Source organism: Flavobacterium sp. 38-13 (genome assembly GCF_001899155.1).
Taxonomy (GTDB): domain Bacteria; phylum Bacteroidota; class Bacteroidia; order Flavobacteriales; family Flavobacteriaceae; genus Flavobacterium; species Flavobacterium lindanitolerans.
This window is the reverse complement of sequence record NZ_MKVG01000016.1, coordinates 379,833-398,432: the sequence shown is the minus strand read 5'-3', so window position 1 is coordinate 398,432 and position 18,600 is coordinate 379,833. Positions and strand designations below refer to the sequence as shown.

15 protein-coding genes are annotated in these 18,600 nt (G+C 38.1%); 7 read left to right on the top strand and 8 right to left on the bottom strand.

Annotated elements, in window-relative coordinates; translation table 11 throughout:
• The first annotated feature begins 274 nt into the window (after positions 1-274).
• Positions 275-646 (top strand): DUF4234 domain-containing protein, encoded by a 372-nt coding sequence (locus BGO88_RS12285; RefSeq protein ID WP_056072496.1) that lies wholly within the window; start codon positions 275-277, stop codon positions 644-646.
• Positions 647-716: 70 nt separating this feature from the next.
• Entirely contained in the window at positions 717-1,085 is a 369-nt protein-coding gene (locus BGO88_RS12280) for a DUF2752 domain-containing protein (protein ID WP_286707061.1), read from the top strand.
• Positions 1,086-1,233: 148 nt separating this feature from the next.
• Here the strand turns inward: BGO88_RS12280 and BGO88_RS12275 are convergent, their stop codons facing one another.
• Complete coding sequence (locus BGO88_RS12275) at positions 1,234-3,042, bottom strand: GNAT family N-acyltransferase (protein ID WP_056071542.1); 1,809 nt, start codon at positions 3,040-3,042, stop codon at positions 1,234-1,236.
• A 145-nt stretch (positions 3,043-3,187) separates the two neighbouring features.
• Here BGO88_RS12275 and BGO88_RS12270 point away from each other — a divergent pair, with 145 nt between their 5' ends.
• The 3 genes from BGO88_RS12270 (at position 3,188) to BGO88_RS12260 (ending at position 6,224) form a co-directional block, all read left to right on the top strand.
• Complete coding sequence (locus BGO88_RS12270) at positions 3,188-3,949, top strand: exodeoxyribonuclease III (protein WP_056071545.1); 762 nt, start codon at positions 3,188-3,190, stop codon at positions 3,947-3,949.
• 45 nt (positions 3,950-3,994) lie between these two features.
• Entirely contained in the window at positions 3,995-4,954 is a 960-nt protein-coding gene (locus BGO88_RS12265; RefSeq protein WP_056071548.1) for an OmpA family protein, read from the top strand.
• A 232-nt stretch (positions 4,955-5,186) separates the two neighbouring features.
• Positions 5,187-6,224: an NADP(H)-dependent aldo-keto reductase gene (locus tag BGO88_RS12260; protein ID WP_286707060.1), complete on the top strand. Its 1,038-nt coding sequence runs from the start codon at positions 5,187-5,189 to the stop codon at positions 6,222-6,224.
• A 52-nt stretch (positions 6,225-6,276) separates the two neighbouring features.
• On the opposite strand, the gene BGO88_RS12255 is transcribed toward BGO88_RS12260, so the two are convergent.
• From BGO88_RS12255 to BGO88_RS12240, 4 genes are all read right to left on the bottom strand, one after another.
• Complete coding sequence (locus BGO88_RS12255; protein ID WP_286707059.1) at positions 6,277-7,647, bottom strand: PQQ-dependent sugar dehydrogenase; 1,371 nt, start codon at positions 7,645-7,647, stop codon at positions 6,277-6,279.
• A 135-nt stretch (positions 7,648-7,782) separates the two neighbouring features.
• Positions 7,783-9,393, bottom strand: coding sequence for a DUF4139 domain-containing protein (locus tag BGO88_RS12250; RefSeq protein ID WP_286707058.1), 1,611 nt, complete (start codon positions 9,391-9,393; stop codon positions 7,783-7,785).
• Between the two features lie 251 nt (positions 9,394-9,644).
• Complete coding sequence (locus BGO88_RS12245; RefSeq protein ID WP_286707057.1) at positions 9,645-10,838, bottom strand: VWA domain-containing protein; 1,194 nt, start codon at positions 10,836-10,838, stop codon at positions 9,645-9,647.
• A gap of 17 nt (positions 10,839-10,855) precedes the next feature.
• Entirely contained in the window at positions 10,856-12,190 is a 1,335-nt protein-coding gene (locus tag BGO88_RS12240; RefSeq protein ID WP_277014135.1) for a prenyltransferase/squalene oxidase repeat-containing protein, read from the bottom strand.
• 183 nt (positions 12,191-12,373) lie between these two features.
• Between BGO88_RS12240 and BGO88_RS12235 the strand changes: the two genes are divergently transcribed.
• Together BGO88_RS12235 and BGO88_RS12230 are read left to right on the top strand one after the other, a co-directional pair.
• A complete protein-coding gene (locus BGO88_RS12235) occupies positions 12,374-14,194 on the top strand; it encodes a tetratricopeptide repeat-containing sensor histidine kinase (protein ID WP_286707056.1) in 1,821 nt (606 codons plus the stop codon).
• Positions 14,194-14,949 carry a LytR/AlgR family response regulator transcription factor gene (locus tag BGO88_RS12230; protein ID WP_277014138.1) on the top strand — a complete coding sequence of 252 codons (756 nt, stop codon included), beginning with the start codon at positions 14,194-14,196 and terminating at the stop codon, positions 14,947-14,949. The genes BGO88_RS12235 and BGO88_RS12230 overlap by 1 nt, the downstream gene beginning before the upstream one ends.
• A gap of 48 nt (positions 14,950-14,997) precedes the next feature.
• Here the strand turns inward: BGO88_RS12230 and BGO88_RS12225 are convergent, their stop codons facing one another.
• The 3 genes from BGO88_RS12225 to BGO88_RS12215 all read right to left on the bottom strand — a co-directional run bounded on the left by BGO88_RS12225 (position 14,998) and on the right by BGO88_RS12215 (position 18,487).
• Complete coding sequence (locus tag BGO88_RS12225) at positions 14,998-16,968, bottom strand: transglycosylase domain-containing protein (protein WP_286707055.1); 1,971 nt, start codon at positions 16,966-16,968, stop codon at positions 14,998-15,000.
• Positions 16,969-17,494: 526 nt separating this feature from the next.
• Positions 17,495-17,950 carry a hypothetical protein gene (locus BGO88_RS12220; RefSeq protein WP_286707054.1) on the bottom strand — a complete coding sequence of 152 codons (456 nt, stop codon included), beginning with the start codon at positions 17,948-17,950 and terminating at the stop codon, positions 17,495-17,497.
• A gap of 21 nt (positions 17,951-17,971) precedes the next feature.
• The gene (locus BGO88_RS12215) at positions 17,972-18,487 is read right to left on the bottom strand and encodes a hypothetical protein (RefSeq protein ID WP_286707053.1); all 516 of its coding nucleotides are present in this window, start codon (positions 18,485-18,487) and stop codon (positions 17,972-17,974) included.
• Positions 18,488-18,600 lie beyond the last annotated feature (113 nt).

Here is an 18,600-nt window from a genome sequence, read left to right as displayed (position 1 = left end):
CCGAAAAACAATTCATGCAGAATTTCAGGGTTGAAAATCTGGAAGAACTGTTGGTCACGCTAAAGCAGGAAGGCGTTCAGATTATTGGGGAAATGGAAAGCTATGATTATGGAAAATTCGGATGGATTCTTGATATAGAAAGGAATAAGATTGAATTATGGGAGCCTGTAGATAAAGTCTTTCTTTAATAATGACATAAAATTCATACAAAGAGATTGTCCATCCAATATTTTTGTTAATTTTAGCAATTATAAACATCAAAAACAAAAATAAAATGGAATTAGAAAGACCAGAAAACTATGGTGTTATCCCTGAATTTAGGGTGGACCCAATCGTAGTTTTGCTTTTAGGATTTATCACCTGCGGATTATATTTGATTTATTGGAATATTAAGGTAGCACAAGTATTAAATGCTGTAGCAGGCAAAGAAGTTATTTCTCAGCCAATTGCTATTTTCTCAGGATGCTGTATGCCGGTAAATCTGTATTTCTACTATTTGGCAGGAAAAGAAGGTTTGCCTAAAGTTTATGAAAGAACTGGTGAAAGGGAAAAAGACCAGTCAACACTATTGTTAATTCTTGGTTTCTTGTTCCCAATGGTAGCCGCAATGATTGTTCAAGGTGATATCAACAAGTTATACAAGTAATAGAAAGATTCAACTGAAAATATTTGGAATTATCGGGGCATTATTGACCCTGATAATTCCATTTTTTTTAATGCTGCACAATCACGACAATCATCTGGAAACAGACCAGTCTTTGTGTCCGTTTAAGATGTTGACAGGTTTTCCGTGTCCGGGATGTGGCATCACCAAATCATTGGTCTATTTGTATGAAGGCGATTTGCAAAAAAGCTTATCCTATCATCTCTTTGGACCTTTTGCTTTTGTTTTCTGCATAGTCGTTATCATAGTATTGACGCTGGAGCTAAAAACACAAAAAGAATATTTCAATTCGGTTTTTTACAGTAAAAAGATGGCCTATTTATTAGGAGCAATTTTAATTATATATCATATAGTCAGATTGGTATACTTCGTACGGGAAAATACCTTTGATGACATTTTAAGACAGTCTATCTGGAAGTAGATACCAATAAAAAAGCCTGAGAATTTCTCAGGCTTTTCTTTTATATTGAATTTTTTTGTCCATGCTTTGCGACTCTGTGCCTTTGCGTGAAATACAGCTCGCAAAGACGCTAAGCCGCAAAGTTTTTATGCTTGTTTAAGTTTTAGAACTATAATTTTTCTCCTTTTTCGGCCAGTTTTCTTTCCAACTCTGCCTGAAATTCTTCCATTACCGGTTTCATCGTACTCTCCGGAATGTCCGCAATTCGAATATACATCAATCCATCAACCGCATTGTTAAACAGCGGGTCTACATTAAACGCCACAACCTTGGCGTTCTGCTTGATGTATTTTTTAATCAATACCGGAAGGCGTAGGTTGCCCGGTTCCAGCTCATCGATAAGCTTGTCAAATTTGACAAGGTCGGCTTCGGCTTCATCAAAAATAAAATCCTTATCCGCATCTTTCAGCTTTACTTTGAATTCCTTTTTAGGGTGCACATATTGTGCAATATAAGGGTCGTAATAATGCGATTTCATAAACTCAATCATCAGCGACTTCGTAAAATCAGAAAACTGGTTACTGATACTTACACCACCAATCAGGAATTTATGTTCCGGATAGCGGAGTGTCGTATGCACGATTCCTTTCCAAAGCAGGAACAACGGCATTGGTTTTTGCTGGTATTCTTTGGTGATAAAAGCACGGCCCATTTCTATGGACTTGCTCATCATATCATACAATTCCGGCTCAAATCGGAAAAGCTCCTGAAGGTAAAATCCGTCAATTCCATATTTAGGGAAAATCTCCGCACCAAGTCCCATGCGGTAGGCACCTGCAATTTCTTTGGTATCATCGTCCCATAAAAACATATGGTGGTAGTATTGGTCGAATTGGTCCAAATCCAGTGACTGGTTGGTTCCTTCGCCCACTTCCCTGAAGGTAATCTCCCTCAAACGTCCCAGTTCATGCAGGATGTTTGGAATGTGATTCGCTTCCGTGAAAAACACTTCGTAGTTTTTGCTTTGCAGCAATCGGCAGTCTGTCTGTCTCAAAGCATTCACCTCGTTAACAATCTGCTCATGATTGGCTGGCATGGCAATCTGTTTCGGACTTCTCGGGATTTTTAAGTTCGATGTGTCCAGTAGCTTGGTTTCCTTCTCAAAAGGATTAGCCAGCATATAGGTCTTTTTTCTAAGAAATTCAGAGTATTCTTCGATTTTGTCGTATTCGTTCTGTTCGTTTACAGAAATCGGTTTTCCAATTCGTACTTTGATAACACGGTCTTTCTGTGTCAGCAATTCCGAAGGTAGCTTTGCGGTTCTTAACGTATCGTCAAGTTTGGAAAGAAAATAAAAAAGCTTGCTGTTTTTGGCGTGGAAATAAATAGGAATTACAGGAACTTTAGCTTTTTTAATCAGCTTAATAGCACCTTCTTCCCAAGGCTTGTCTACCACCAGTTTTCCATCTTTATAGGTAGAAACTTCACCGGCAGGAAACATTCCCAAAGGCTTTCCGTCGCTTAAATGGCGTAGTGTTTCTTTGATTCCGATTACGCTCGATTTGGCATCCTTATGATTCTCAAAAGGATTTACGGGCATAATATACGGTTTCATAGGGTCAATCCTATGCAAAAGGAAATTGGCAATAATCTTAAAGTTAGGTTCCCTTTCCAGCATAAGCTTTAAAAGCAGGATACCGTCAATTCCGCCTAGCGGATGGTTTGAAATGGTAATATAGGCGCCGTCTTTTGGGAGGCGTTTTAAATCTTCTTCCGGGATTTCAAATTTAATCTGGAATTCGTCCAATATAGCATTGAGGAATTCTACATTTTGTAGATGTTTGTTCCGGTCGTAGATTTTATTCAGTGTGGAAATTTTAAGTATTTTCATTAGCAGCCAGCCTGAAAAAGTTCCCAAAACTCCGTATTTATCTGTGTTTATTGCTTTTGCAACTTCTTTAGCGGTAACTAACCCCATCTATCATCTGTTTTGTGCGAAAAAAACAAAGATAGCAAAATTGAGTTAACACATCCATTTTTTTCATCCTATCAGACCAGAGATTTTGCCTGTAGAAATAATCTTTTTTTACTTACTTTTGAAAAAGTCAAAATCTACAGCAACTATGAGAATTATCTCCTACAATGTCAATGGAATAAGAGCCGCCATTACGAAAGGCTTCCTGGAATGGCTTCAACATGCCAATCCGGACATTATATGTCTTCAGGAAATCAAAGCAACGCCAGACCAGATTCCGCTGGATGAATTTGAAAAAGCAGGTTATCCTTATAATTATTGGTTTCCGGCGCAAAAAAAAGGCTACAGCGGAGTGGCTGTTTTGTGCAAGACAAAACCCAATAATGTGGTTTTCGGCACCGGAATAGAACACATGGATGCGGAAGGAAGAAACCTTAGGGTTGATTATGACGACTTTTCGGTGATGAGCCTTTACCTGCCTTCAGGAACCAATATCCTCAGATTGGACCATAAGTTTATGTATATGGACGATTTCCAGAACTACATCAACGAACTTAAAAAAGAGATTCCTAACCTTTTGATTTGTGGCGATTATAATATCTGTCACGAAGCTATCGATATCCACGACCCGATTCGAAATGCCAAAGTATCCGGATTCCTTCCGGAAGAAAGAAGCTGGCTGGACCTTTTTATGAAAAGCGGCTTTATCGATTCTTTCAGGCATTTCAACAAAGACCCGCACCATTATACTTGGTGGAGCTACAGAGCCAATGCCCGAAACAATAACAAAGGCTGGAGAATCGATTACATCCTGGCAAGCCGTCCTATCGAAAACAGATTGAAAAGAGCCGTAATATTGCCGGATGCCAAGCATTCTGACCACTGCCCAGTTCTGGTAGAAATCGATTAAATAAGCTAAAAACGAGTAAGAAATAAATAAAACCAATTCAAAATCATGATTAAAAAAGTATCGCTTGGAGTATTAGCCCTGGCATTGACTACTTCCTGTGTTTCGTCAAAAGTTTATAAAGAACTCGAAGACAAATACGCTAACCTGAAAAAAGAAAACAGAAGCCTTTCTGATGAAAACCAGAACCTGACAAAAGCGAAAAACCAGCTCGACCTTGAAAGCAAGGATTTGAAATCGCAGCTCGAAAAACTAAAAGCAGAAAGAGATAAGCTTGCGGCAGACTATGCAGCAGCAAGTGCCAACCTGAATACGTTAAAATCATCATATGCCGCACTGGAGAAAAACAGTGGTGATGCTTTAGATACCAATATGAAGAAAAACCGCGAACTGTTGGCGCAACTTGAAGCAAAAGAAAAAGCCCTGGCGGCAGAACAGGAGCGCTTGAACAAATTGCAGGCAGAATTAAAAGAGCGTTCTTCAAGAGTTGATGAATTGGAAGGAATGATTGCTGCAAAAGAAGAAAGCATGAGAAAGCTAAAAGAAACGCTTTCCAAAGCCTTAAACAGTTTTGAAGGAAAAGGTCTGACAGTAGAGCAGAAAAACGGAAAAGTATATGTTTCTATGGAAAACAAATTGCTTTTTGGTTCAGGAAGCTGGTCTGTTGGAGCAGAAGGAAGAAGAGCCGTTGTAGAAGTAGGGAAAGTATTGGGTGTAAATCCGGATATTTCTGTACTTATTGAAGGACATACAGACAATGTGCCTTATGGCGGAACCGGACAAATCACAGACAACTGGGATTTATCTACAAAACGTGCTACGGCTATCGTAAATATTCTTGCAGAAAACAAAGCCATTGACAAAAAGAATCTTACTGCTGCAGGACGTGGAGAATATGCTCCTTTGGCTTCTAACGAAACAGCAGAAGGAAAAGCCAAAAACAGAAGAATTGAGATTATCCTAACTCCTAAATTGGATGAAATCTCTAAGATGCTGAATGAATTGTAGGAAAAGAGTCTAAGTTGCAGAGGTACTGAGGCACTAAGGTTTTATGTGTCTGGGCGATAAAGCTTTTTGTTTATAATATAAAGACTCAGGACATTTGTCCTGGGTCTTTTTTATTTAAAAAAACTGCCAAACCTTAGCACCTCAATTTTCCAATCCCTTAAAAACTTAGTACCTTAGCGCCTTAAAAGAACCTTAGCAACTTAGCGACTCAGTCACTTAGTACCTTAAAAAAATGAACTACAATACACTTCCAAACACCAACCTGAAAGTTAGTGAACTATGTCTCGGAACCATGACTTTCGGACAGCAAAATACCGAAGCAGAAGGACATGCTCAGATTGATTTTGCGTTGGATAAAGGAATCAATTTTATCGACACGGCAGAAATGTATCCTGTTCCGGCACGCGAAAAAACAACAGGTGAAACCGAAAGAATTATAGGGAGCTGGCTCCGTAAATCAGGAAAAAGAAACGACATTATCCTGGCTTCCAAAATTGCAGGACCAAACCGCGGGATGCAATATATAAGAGAAGATTTGGCATTCAACAAAGAAACCATAAAAGCATCTGTTGAAAAAAGCCTGAAGCGACTTCAGACAGATTATATCGACCTGTACCAATTGCATTGGCCGGAACGAAAATCGAATATGTTTGGGCAACGAGGTTTCAAAATTCAGGAAGATGCCTGGGAAGATAACATGAAAGCTATTCTGGAAGTATTTCAGGAACTCATTCAGGAAGGGAAAATTCGCGCCATAGGCGTTTCCAATGAAACACCCTGGGGTGTGATGCGTTTTTTGGAAGAAAGCAAAAAACACAATCTGCCCAGAATAGCAACCATCCAAAATCCTTATTCTTTGCTCAACCGTACTTTTGAAGTAGGACTTTCAGAAACAGCCTATCGTGAAAATGTAGGTTTATTGGCTTATTCGCCATTGGCATTTGGCGTATTGTCAGGTAAATTCCTGACCGGAGAAAAGCATCCGGATGCAAGATTAAACCTGTTCCCAAACTTTACAAGATACAATTCGCAACAGACCAAAGAAGCTACGGTTTTATATCAGGAAACAGCAACCAGATTCGGACTCACGCTAACAGAAATGTCTTTGGCGTTTATCCGTCAGCAGCAGTTTGTGACGGCAACTATAATAGGAGCGACAAACCTGAAGCAGTTGGAAGAGAATATCAATTCAAGACAAACGGTTCTTTCAGAAGAAGTGCTAAAAGCCATTGATGAGATTCAGTCCATACGTCCTAATCCTGCTCCATAAAATAAAAAAGCCTGTTTTTAAAACAGGCTTTCTTTTTTATATAATCCGGTGTTTATTTTTTTCCCAGTTTTGATGTAAACGTATTTCCTGATGTGTCTTCTATTGTAACAACATAAATTCCTGTTTGTAGCGAACTGATGTTGATCGTATTTACAGGTGTGTTTTCTAGTCTTTGTTCTACAAGTAATTTTCCAGATAAATCAACAATAGAAATTTTTTGAAGTACAATTCCGGTAGTACTTGATAAGAAAAGTTCTGAATCTGCCGGATTAGGATACATAGAGAATCCATTTTTTGTAAAATCGTCATTGCTCAATGCCGTATCAATAACCCTGTAGACAATGTCCTGAGAAGTTCCGGTAACGAACAGTTCGCCGCTGGAGTTTTCTCCAAACGAAGTAAAGGAGTTAGAACCGGAGAAATTGGCAGAATAGGTGATGTTGCCAGACGTATCAACCATTCCAATTCTATTAACACAATAGTCAGCAAAGAAATATTTGTTCTGCATGGCCGGGTAAGTGCTGCCTGTATAAACATAGCCTCCGGTAATAGAACAGCCTCCTGTTGAAGCATGTGTATATTGTGCAACGGGAAAAGTCATGGTTGACATGGCGGCGCAGCCAATTGTATTGTATGCGGCATTGCCTTCATAACATCTCCAGCCATAGTTTAGTCCGGCTGCAGTTGAACTGACCTTGTTGATTTCTTCAATCTGGTCCTGACCTACATCTGCAATCCATAAATCGCCATTAAGTCGGTTAAAAGAAAACTTCCATGGATTTCGTAATCCAATAGCCCAGATTTCATCGGCTCCCGGTGTAGCTCCGGCATAAGGATTGGTTGGCGGAATTCCGTAAGGAGTGCCCGAATCAACATCAATACGCAGCATTTTACCTAAAAGCTCATTGATATTTTGAGCCCTGTTTCCCGGGTCACCACCGCTTCCGCCATCACCCATTCCGATATACAGATAACCGTCAGGACCAAATTTTATGGTTCCGCCATTATGGTTGGAAAAAGGCTGGTTAATTGTCATTAGGATAGTACCGGTTGTATTGGCAACATCAGGATTACTACTTACAGAATAGCGTGCGATTACAGTATTCCCGGCCGTATTGGTGTAATTAACGTAAAAGAAACCGTTAGTGGCATAATTAGGATGGAATGCCAGCCCCAAAAGTCCTCTTTCGCCACAGCAGCTTACAAGGCTTGTGATGTTAAGAAAAGGTGTGGCATTTGTAGTACCATTCGAATTCAAAACTTTGATGACTCCGCTTTGTTCCACAATAAACAATCTCGTGTCACCTGCGTTGGCAATTTCAATAGGATTGTTGAATCCTGTAGCAAAAGGCACTATTCCGATTGTCTGCGAAAACGCAAAGGTTGAGAATAGTAATACTAATAATCGTAGTGTTGTTTTCATTTTATAGCAATTAGGGTTAGGAAGTAAATTTATAAAATAAAATTTGAAATTATTCATAATGAAACGTTTACATTTTTAAAATATAAGTATTTTTTTAATAAAAAAGCCCCGTTATTGTAACGGGGCTCTCTTGTTTTATAGATTGTCAATAATTTTGTTTTTTGGATATTTGACCGTATAGCTAATACGTATTTTCCTGGTTTCATTTGGTTTCAGATTCAAATCCCAGGTCAGGATTCCTGTTTCGGCATTGACTTTTGCATTGTCGCTTTGCTTCAATTCAATTTCAATTTCTTTATCGGTACTCAACGGATATTGGTCTTTGAGTGTTAGCTGTATAGCCTCTTTTTTGTTGTTTCGCACAGTGGTTTCAAAAGTAAATGTCTGCACTTTGTTGGCTGACAAGAACTTTGTCCCCGATTTGTCCACTACCTTTTCTCGTTTGATGGAAATTTTCTTATCTCTTCCCATACTCAGGTTCAGGGTGTCCGAAGTCTGGTTCGGGTCCACAAACGTTTTGCCTACATACATTCCTTCAAAAATAATATTGGCTTCGCCTTTTAGCAGGTTGTATTTAGAATAGTCACTGATTTCCGCGAGAAGAAATGCTTCCTTGTCGGCTGTTGGTGCGGCATAATATTTATAAGTAGCAGGCAGTTTTATTTCTTTTAAAGCAACACTGTGTTTTTTGCCGTTAGACAAAATATCATACGGAATATCAATATCAAACGAAATGTTCAATTGGTTTTCTGTGATAGCGGTAAAGTTGGAAACGGAACCTCTAATCATCACTTTGTCTTTTTTCGCAGTATTATAGCCCTGAACTACCACTTCCTGCAATTCATTGATTGGAGCAGCATTTTGTCTATAATCCTGTACATATCCATATCTTAAAAACCAGGCCTGTAGCAATGGAGCCTGATTATTTTGGTTAGGAAGGCCTGAGGACAAAGTCAGTTTCACATTTTTCCAGTCAATTCCGGTGCTTTGTGTGACTTGTGCCTTATACATCATGTCTATTGGCGAGGCAATGCTGTTGGCTCTCAAATCATAGAACGGAGCCCAGGTTGCACTGTTGGTCAGATACGAAATTTCTAATGGCACATTTCCGGCCACTTCATTCATAACCTGAAGGATTAATTTTCCGGACGAAATTTTTTCTTCGTTTTTGTTGTTGACTTCCAATCTGTCATTTAATTTTTTAAGTACCTCGGCGAGTTTCTGTTCTTTTTCAGTCAAGGCATTTATATTGTTGCTTAATTCTGCCCTTTTTGTCTTGTAATACTCTACCATTTTCATCAATTCAGTCACATTCAACCCGGAATTTTGTCCGGAAACCTGTTGGTTTTTATCCAACAGTTCGATGGTTTTTCCTTCAGAAATTCTGGAATTGGCAAGTTTAGCGATTTCTTTCTGGACAATAAGAATACTGTCTTTCACTTTTTTTACCGAAGGAGAATTGCTGTCAACCTCATATTCAGAAATATAATTGTCTGTGAATTGTACAGACAGTACAGTTAATGTAGGCGATGTCCCAATTTGTATTGAATTTTCGTTGACCCAGTTGGCTACATTTTTGACTACAATTTCGTGGGTTCCTGCCGGAAGGTTTACACTGGCCGTTTGTGAAATTTCTGCCGCATTGAAATAAACGGTTGCCGCTTTTACTTTGGCTGTCGTAAAAACAGGTTTTTGGGCATATAAGGTTGCCTGAAAGAATAAGAATAGTATAAGAAACTTTTTCATAATTGAATTTTAAGGATTAGTCTTTTCTAAGTAAGAGTGCAAAAAGACGGAAAAGGTTGGGACGAAGGGAAAATAAATTTTTTCTTTCTTTGAGACTCTTTGTCTTTGCGTGAAATAGTTGCTCGCAAAGACGCAGTGTCGCAAAAATTCCTAATAATGGAAATAGTGAAGGTTACCTGTCAGGAATAACTTTCCGATATTATTAAAAAATATGCCCCATGAAACGTATGAGGCATATTTCGAGTTAAAGCCTACTTTTCAGCCGTATAGCCTTTAATTTTTGCAAAGCCTAAAATGGACGACGCAATAGCATTTCCTAAATCATCCTGTTTTTTGCCTTTTTTATTTTCGGTATCAATATAGTCCTGACGCTGTTTTGCCAACTGTGCCATTTCTTTTTGTATCGCTTCTCTTTCCTGTGTTTTTTGGTCTACAATCGCTTTGATTTCCTGTGGAGATTTATTCTGCAGTTCTTTAGGAAGTTCTTCTTTTTTGATTTTTTGCAAAGCCGATTTGTCTTCTTTTACACGGTCAACCAAATCCCAGGATTCGTTCTTATACACGGCTTTTGATTTGCTCACGGCGCGTTCTGCATAGTTAGAAGAAGAAACAGACTCTGCATTCTTGTCCTGTGCTGCCTGCATGGCTTTCTTCTCATAACCTTGCGCTCCGTAACCCATATAAGTGGAATTCAGTCTTTCATTGCATTTGCTGATTCTTTCATCATAAGGTGTCACGATATAGCGTACTTTTTCATCCGAGTTGATGTTGAAGTATTTTCCCTGACCTTTGTCCGCGCCATCTTTCCAGAAAGTATCAATACCTTCGATAGCACTGCCACAAAAAATCGTATTGACATAAATGTCGTTTTTCAAAGCATCGCTTATAGCTTCTTTATAGTTGATGCTTCCCTGGTTGAAAGGTTCGTTTCCTGCAATGTATAGCAATTTCATATTTGTTTTGCCTTTTCCCCAGGAAAGCTGTTTTGTAGCGTCCTGAATTACGGCACCACAATATTCCGAGCCTCCGTTGGTTCGAAGTGAAAATAACTTTTCAGAAATGAGGTCCAAATCAGTTGTGAGCGGTGCAACCTGGCGGATATAATTTGAGGTGGCGGACAAGCCGTCGTTTCCATATTCATAGAGTGCAATTTCTATTTTCGGATTTTTTCCTTCATATTTTAAGGTTGTCAAGGTGTTTACGATGTTCCAAAGCCTTGATTTTGCCTGGTCAATCAGTCCGTCCATGCTGTTGGAGGTGTCTAATAACAAGGCTACCTGGATTTTTGTATTATCATCAGCAGTAGTTGTATTCAGAGCCAGTTCAGGACCCGGATTGTTTTCCGGATTGGGATTTTCTTTCGGTTCTTTTTTGAAGAAATCGCAACTGCCAAAGCAGAAGGTTGTACCTAATAATAAGGAAGCAAAAATGATTTTCGTTTTCATGATTTGTGTTTTTTAGGTTATTGCAGTTTTTTAATGTCGTTTTCAACCGTTAAAATCATCAGGCAGGTTGCAGTGCAAAACACCGGACTTGTAATGCAATGGTGTCCGTTCCAGCTTCCGTCATTGTTCTGGATGCTCATGATTCTGCCGCTCACATCGTCATACCATTTTTTCCATTCCTCATCCTGGTTGACAATCATGGATTCTCCGGTTTGCAGGAAGCTTAAAAATTCTTCACCGCCGTTATTGCCGAAACCGCTGATTACTTCTTTATTCATAGCTTTTACTTTTGCAGAATTATACACCTTATCGGCAACATCATAAACTTCGGCCTGTTCTTCTGAAACACCTGCTTTTTTTAGGTTTTCTTTGTTCAGGACGGCATTCTTGTCTAGTTTGCCCTCGCGTTTTGCCTGATTGATAATGGCTTTCGCTTCCTGAGATTCTTTGGCGCTACCGCGTACGGAACTGCTCACGGCATACAATACGATTCCGGCTCCGTCTTCCGCTTTTACACTTTCGCTTTCAGCATTGTAGTTGCTTTTCTGATATTCGCGGGATTTTTGAAGTTTTTCTTTATTGACTTTAATATCCTTGTTTTTTGCAGCAGTTTCCAAACTTGAACTGGCAAAAGACGATTGCAGTACTCCGGCCCATCCGGCACCTTTTACCTTTCCGGTTTCATCATACGACTTCTCAATTTTATTGACGCAAATTTGTATAGCTTCCTTCACTTTTGTTTTTAAGGAGGCATCTTTCAACATTGGATAGACCTGATTCAGAAATTGAAGTGTGAGTACGGCGTCAATGTTTTCACCTAATTTACTTTGTATTTGTGTGCCGCGGACTTCAGTAATGAAATTCGGATTGTTTTTTGTCTTTTCGATTTCTGCCAAAAGATAATTCAGGCTTTTTTTCAGCACATCGCTGTATTTTCCGGATTCCAGATTGTAGCCGCATCGGTATAACGCCATGGCTGTCATTGCGGTAGTAGCCGGGTCAGAACTAACCGCATGTGGGTCCATAACATTTTGTCGTGCATGCGAACCGGCTCCCCATCCGCCATCTTTATTTTGGGCTTTAATAAGCCAAAGCTCACCCTGCATAATTTTGTCGTCAATTTTGGCATCTCTTTTGGCGGCTGCAAACCCTTCAGAAGGCTGTTCGCCCATGACTGTCATAAAAACGCAAGGTTTTTCTTCTTCTTCTTCAATTTTTTCTTTAGGTAAAGAAGCCAAATCTTTTCCTTTTGAAACCTCGTTGTCCTGCAGTATGGAACGATTGTTTATGATTCCTACAGAGACGCAGCATGCTGCCAGAAATACTGCTGCTGAAATAATTCTTGTTTTCATAATTATAAGGTTTTAATTGATTTCTAGAGTAAAATTATGGTTCATCAGGATTGGAATTTTCTACACATGGTGAAACCGCTTTTTCAATTGGTGAAAGGAATAGGATAAGAAGCCAGAATTATTTTACTTTACATTGCAGAAAATTCGCAGAAGCGGCAAGTGATTCTGTAATAGGATAGTTATATGATGAAAACAAAATGGACCTTCTTCTTTTTTCTTTTGCTGTTCGGTATGAAAACCGTTATGGCACAGGACACTATTAAGAAAAAAAGTAAGCAGAGCCAGAAAGAGTATAATTTGAATCAGGCAGCGGCCGAATTAAAGAAATCATTGTCAGAAGATGAAAATGATTTACAGACTGCCCAAAAATATGAAGCACTGGCGAAACAGCTTTCGGCAAAAGGACAGTATGCGAAAGCAGAAGAATACTTGAAGAAAGCCCGTGACATCTATGCAAAGCGGAACAAGAAAAAAGAGGCTGCCATTACGAATCGTGGGATTGCTAAAGTACAGGAGTCACAAAATAAAACACAGGATGCCATTGTGAGTTATGAAATGGCGAGCCAGACTGCAACGGATAAGGTTGCGGAAAAAATTAATTATAATGATGCCGAGCGTTTGAAAAACAGTGCACCGGAACAAAAGAAGGATTATATTTCTTCTAATATTCAAATTCTGGAAAAAGAAGGTGAAAAAGAAGAAGCGGCAGATGCCTATCAGCAAATGGCAAAGGCAGATATTGATAGGAATGATGCTAAAGCGGCGGTTGAAAATTATAAAAAGGCACTTGAAAATGTAAAACACAAACCGGAAGAAGCCATTAAGATTAAAAACGAAATAGCAAAAGTTTATGCTTCAGAAAATGAGTTTGACAAGGCCATCGAGATTAATAAAAAACTAATTAACGAAGCCAAAGAAAAAAATGATTCCGAAACCCAGATTGTGCAGATGCAGGAATTGGCTGCAATTTATTTTAAGCAACAGGAGGCAGAAAAAGGAATCTCTGTTTTGAAAAAGGCCTATGAACTTGCCATACAAAACGGAAAGACGATTTTGGCAAAAAATAGCTTAGACCAGCTTATCAGTGAATATAATGCGAAAGGCAACGGCGAAAAAAGCATTGAACTGTATGAAAATTTCTTTGAGAATTTTGAAAGTCTTATCAAGTCTGATAATTCTCTGGTTGACTCAAAAGTCTTTCAGGTAACGGAAGACCGAATCAAACATTTGGAAAAAGAGCGTGCCTTAAAAGACGAACTGATTAGCAAAAAAAACACGTTTAATTATTTTCTTTTAGGTTCTGTCGTATTGATGGTACTGCTTTTTGTTTTTATTGTCAAAGCCTTGTATTCGATTAAAACCAAGAACAAAAAAATTGCCCTACAGTCGTTGAGAAGAGAAATGAATCCGCATTTCATCTTTAACAGCCTGAATTCTGTAAACCAGTTCATTTCAGAAAACAAAGAACTGGAAGCCAATAAATACCTGACTTCCTATTCGAACCTGATGCGAAACATGATGGAAAATTCCAACAAAGATTTTGTTACGTTGAATAATGAAGTAGAGCAACTCAAAAAATACCTGGATTTGGAACATCTGCGTTTTAATGAAAAATTTGACTACGAAATAACCATAGATGACGCTTTGGATGGTGATGCCGTTTTAGTTCCAAATATGCTTTTGCAACCGCATCTTGAAAATGCAATCTGGCATGGGCTTCGTTACAAAGAAGGCAAAGGATTTTTGAAATTGGATTTCAAGCTTAAAAACAATATGGTAAAGGTAATTGTTGACGATAACGGAATAGGGCTCACCAAAAGCAAGGAATTGAAAACTACCAATCAAAAAGTACATGAATCACGTGGAATGACCAATACGCGCGAAAGGATTAGCCTTTTGAACGAGCTTTACAAAAAGAATATTTCTCTGAAGATTTCAGAAAAAGAAAACCCCGAAACGGGCACGCGAATTGAAATTAGCTTTCCATTAATTGACCGGATTTGATGATGATGTTGCAAAAAATACGAAGTGTTATAGTAGAAGATGAAACGGCAGCCCGTGAGGTCCTAAAAAATTATGTGCAGAAATATTGTCCGCAGATAGAAATTATAGGCGAAGCACAGAATTTTAAGGAAGCGGTTCCGTTGCTTCATGAACTGAAGCCGCAACTGGTTTTTCTGGATGTGGAAATGCCTTTTGGAAATGCTTTTGATGTTTTGGAAGCCTGTAAGGACCTGCAATTTGAAACAATTTTTGTAACGGCTTTTTCAGAATACTCGCTTAAAGCATTAAATCAGAGTGCGGCGTATTATTTGCTAAAACCAATCAGCATTGAAGAACTCATTACGGCGGTAAACAAAGTACAGCAGCATCTCCTGAACCACGAGATTTTTAACAGGAACAGAATTATTGTAGAAAATTTCAGAGAAACGAAGCCGGAAAAACAACAAGTCATTCTTCCTACTTTAGAAGGTTTTGAAGTCGTAAAGATGGAAGAAATCGTCAGGCTTAGGGGGAATGGAAATTTTACAGACCTTTATCTGGCCGACGGGCAGAAAAAAATGGTCTGCCGGTTTTTAAAGCATTTTACTGAAATTCTTCCTTTTCCGTTTGTACGCGTCCATAAGTCGCATATTATCAATGTCAATTCCGTAAAGTCTTACCATAAAGGAGCTGGCGGTTATGTAACGCTGACAGATGGTTCTGAAATAGAAATTTCTCCGAGTTATAAAGAAGAATTTTTGAAAGTATTTAAATAATTTCTTTATCACCCTGCCAGGGTTTGGAACCCTGGCAGGGTGATAAAACTAAAAATCAAACTCTTCATCAATCGCAATTGTATCTACCGCAGTAGAATCCGGAGCTTTTATTCGTAAGAAGGAACGGGCAGGGCCTGTAATTTCTACAGGAAAATGTTTCTGTAATGTATCGTCCTTAGTAAGCAAACCACGTCGAATCATCAGGTTGGTCATGTATTCGTTTCGCTTTTCGGCAAAAGATTTTAATTTCCCCTGATTGTCAAACTGCCACATAAAACCCCGTGGTCTTGGAACGATACTGGCCAAAAATAAAGATTCGTTCAGGTTTAGCTGTGACGGATGTTTTCCAAAATAGAAATAGGCTGCTTCTCCAATTCCGTAAACATTAGGCCCCCATTCTATAATATTGAAATAAACCTCCAGCATTCTTTCCTTACTGGCGATTCTGTTATTTTCCAGGATATAAACCAGGAGAATTTCTTCAAGCTTGCGCGAAAGTGTTTTTTCTCTTGTAAGGAAAACATTCTTGATTAATTGCATGCTGATAGTACTGGCCCCTCGCGAAAAACGTTTGGTTTTGATATTTTTGATGATAGACTGCTTGAAAGCCTCATTGATAAAACCGCGATGTGAGAAGAAAGACGGGTCTTCAGAAGTCAGTACCGCTTTGCGGATGTATGGTGAAATCTGGTCTAAAGGCGTATAATTCGGATTTGACATCCCAACTTCTATCTGTCTTTGGCGAACGCCATTTATGATGGCCCTGTAGGCAAAGTTACCGTTGAGTTTGCTGAGGTTGGCCTCGCCATATTTGGTGATTTTTAGGTTTTCCTTATTCAGCTTGCTGTCAAAAACCAATTCACCAGGCTTGTTTTTATTGTAAAGGAAGTCCAGGTCATAGCTAAAGTTTCCTTCTGCTTCCATGCCTTCAAAATTGGTAAAGAGTCCTTCCGGAAGCGAAACAATAAAGTCCTGTGCTTTCATTTTCGGAATCTTGACCTTTAGCGCATAAATCTGGTTTTTATCTTCTTTGGTTTTCTGATAGAATACATAAGGAGAGAACTTCATCTTGTTTAACGTAACCGAAGAAGTGCTGTCTACTGCTACAAAATCTTCACCAAAGAGCAGGTTATAATCGAATTTTGCCTGTTTTATGACCACATCTTTGTTGGCGATTTTCGGATGGTTCACGGTGAAGTTTACAATAGAAGTAAAACCGTCTATATGCAGCTCGCCACCATCCATTTCAATGTTTGAAACATTCAGTCGGATGGAATCAAACCCGGCTTTCATGTTAAACCGCTCATCAATATAGGGAATGCGGATTTTTCCGGTATCAAGATTAAAGAAGCGAAGGTCTGTTTTTTTACGCCTTGGGTCGGCAAAACCTTTTATTTTCCAATGCTGCTGAAAGTTATCTGCCGTAACGCCAATGGAAGTTTCAAGTTGTTTGTCTTCCAGTCGGAGTTTTTTCAAATCCAGATTTACTTTTCTTCCCATATCGTCCATCCGGAGCGAAACGTTTTCCAGATTCATGTCGGTTGGAACCAGATTTAAAGCCTGGTTCAGCAGGCGGTAAGCTCTTTTGGCGTAGTTGGTTTCAATATTGGTAGTGTCTTCGTTGGATTTTCTTTTTAAAAACGCATCGAAGTTGCGTCCGTTTTCGTCTTTTACCAGTTTTACAAATCCGTTTTTGACATGAAGTGTTCCTAATTGTACATCACCGGTAAGCAATTTCCAGAAATTGATATTGGTCTGTATACTTTCCACATTAAGAAGTGTATCGGCATGTTTTGGAACCAGCAGGACATTTTCTAAGGAAATTCCCGAAAAACCCTGAAATGAGGCTTTTTTTATAGAAAAATTACTGTCGTAATCGTGTTCCATCTTATCAGAAACCTTAGCAATTGCCTTTTGCAATATGGAATTTCTGAAAATAAAGAATGTGCCTATGGAAAGCACAAAAAGCACGCCGACTATTTTTGCGACCAGTATTGCTTTTTGTTTTCTGGATTTCATTTAAGATTTCTTGGTTTATTTAAAAAACAAATATAGCGGATTAATAGAAAACCAAAAGTCAGTTAAAGACTAATTAACAGTTATCAATACAATTGTGCTGTTGTTACTATTGATTTATGGCTTGGCGAAGACAGGGCTTTGAAAAACGCCAGCCCAGATATAGCTCAAATGTTGAGAAGTACAAATGTTCAATTACTTCTATTTGCCCTTCTTTTACAAAACCGATGTTGGTTGTAGTACGGTTGGTTCGGTAAAATACTTATAACTCTTTTCAGAGTGGTAAAGTGGAAAAAACCAAAGTGTAAAAAATTAGTCTAAAACAATTTTTGTGTTTTGATGCGGTTTATTACAGTCTATAAGTTTTTGAAAAACAAAACAATATTAGAATTTAATCAACTTAATTATTAACAAATTTAATATCACAGCATAGAGGCGAAGGAAATTTGTCCTCTTTTTTGTAGGAAGTTCATCCCTAATTGTCATAAATATTTTCTATAATTTAGTTTGTGTTTAAAATTTCACTTTTTTATTCACTATCATTTAACCATTCTTGCGTGCTTCTATTTTCTCCAAGCCCAACTGTGTCAAACTCGTCTTTTCCATCTTTTCTAATTACGCCAAAGTCTTTTAAAACTTTGTTGATTTCCCAATCTCCCCATTCAGACAAATAAATCCTTTTTTGTTCTTCCCAAATTAAAGCTATTTGTCCTCCTTCACCACCAAAATAATCTGCTTCAATATAGGCAATTTTAATGTCACCAACCTGCTTTAATAATTCTACTTCAATATTTTCAGTCAGGTAGTCAAATTTTCCAATCGGCTTAGATTTTTCCAATTTGTTTATTTCATCAAATAATTCTTTTGTAAAAGGAATTAAGCACAATTCCTGACCGATATCCACCATAGTTGCATTTGTGTAAAAATCTATCAAATTTTTATGATTAGATTTTTTTGTTATAAATGCTTGTAAAGTATATCCCATAAGTAAAGATGTTAGTTATAGTTATTCTTTTGTGAGCTCAAAACTCCATTTTAATTCATCTTTTGGGTTATCAAATTCGTCCATAAAACACCAATTGTCGCCCAGTTCGCTTATATCTGTTATACAGTCAAAAGTATATCCTTTCTTTAAATCGGGTGTGTCTTCTATGCCTGATTTAATAAAATTGCATTTAAAAAAAATGGAAAATCGCCCTATATTAACTGCAAAAATTTCTGCTGTATTAGTGTTTAACATAAGGCTATAACCACTTAATGTAAACTTATTTTCCTCAGGAATAAAGGCTCCATAATCTTCAAATAAAATACAGCCACCTTCGTTATAAACTGAATAGGAATCTGCCCATGTTTTAAAAGATTGAATTAAATTATCTTCAATCTTAAGTTTTAAAAATTTTATTAAAGTGTAGTTTTTGGGGTTTTTTAAAACCTTATCTAATAGTTCTTTCATACAAGTATTTGCGTCTAAATCTTCTTTTTTGATGAAAATTTTTGCGTTAAAGAAAGTTTCTTTTGTCAATCAAGTTTAAGGTTGCCAAGCAATATTGGAATTTAAAACACTCATGAAGGGTTTAAAAATTCGTGTTATTTATGTTGTAACAGTTGTTTAATGTTATTGGTTGTCTTGTGTTT

Excerpts from the sequence above, each read along its gene's own strand:
- BGO88_RS12285 (WP_056072496.1), top strand. The coding sequence starts at position 275 with ATGGAATTAGAAAGACCAGAAAACTATGGTGTTATCCCTGAATTTAGG.
- BGO88_RS12280 (WP_286707061.1), top strand. The coding sequence starts at position 717 with ATGCTGCACAATCACGACAATCATCTGGAAACAGACCAGTCTTTGTGT.
- BGO88_RS12275 (WP_056071542.1), bottom strand. The coding sequence starts at position 3,042 with ATGGGGTTAGTTACCGCTAAAGAAGTTGCAAAAGCAATAAACACAGAT.
- BGO88_RS12270 (WP_056071545.1), top strand. The coding sequence starts at position 3,188 with ATGAGAATTATCTCCTACAATGTCAATGGAATAAGAGCCGCCATTACG.
- BGO88_RS12265 (WP_056071548.1), top strand. The coding sequence starts at position 3,995 with ATGATTAAAAAAGTATCGCTTGGAGTATTAGCCCTGGCATTGACTACT.
- BGO88_RS12260 (WP_286707060.1), top strand. The coding sequence starts at position 5,187 with ATGAACTACAATACACTTCCAAACACCAACCTGAAAGTTAGTGAACTA.
- BGO88_RS12255 (WP_286707059.1), bottom strand. The coding sequence starts at position 7,647 with ATGAAAACAACACTACGATTATTAGTATTACTATTCTCAACCTTTGCG.
- BGO88_RS12250 (WP_286707058.1), bottom strand. The coding sequence starts at position 9,393 with ATGAAAAAGTTTCTTATACTATTCTTATTCTTTCAGGCAACCTTATAT.
- BGO88_RS12245 (WP_286707057.1), bottom strand. The coding sequence starts at position 10,838 with ATGAAAACGAAAATCATTTTTGCTTCCTTATTATTAGGTACAACCTTC.
- BGO88_RS12240 (WP_277014135.1), bottom strand. The coding sequence starts at position 12,190 with ATGAAAACAAGAATTATTTCAGCAGCAGTATTTCTGGCAGCATGCTGC.
- BGO88_RS12235 (WP_286707056.1), top strand. The coding sequence starts at position 12,374 with ATGATGAAAACAAAATGGACCTTCTTCTTTTTTCTTTTGCTGTTCGGT.
- BGO88_RS12230 (WP_277014138.1), top strand. The coding sequence starts at position 14,194 with ATGATGATGTTGCAAAAAATACGAAGTGTTATAGTAGAAGATGAAACG.
- BGO88_RS12225 (WP_286707055.1), bottom strand. The coding sequence starts at position 16,968 with ATGAAATCCAGAAAACAAAAAGCAATACTGGTCGCAAAAATAGTCGGC.
- BGO88_RS12220 (WP_286707054.1), bottom strand. The coding sequence starts at position 17,950 with ATGGGATATACTTTACAAGCATTTATAACAAAAAAATCTAATCATAAA.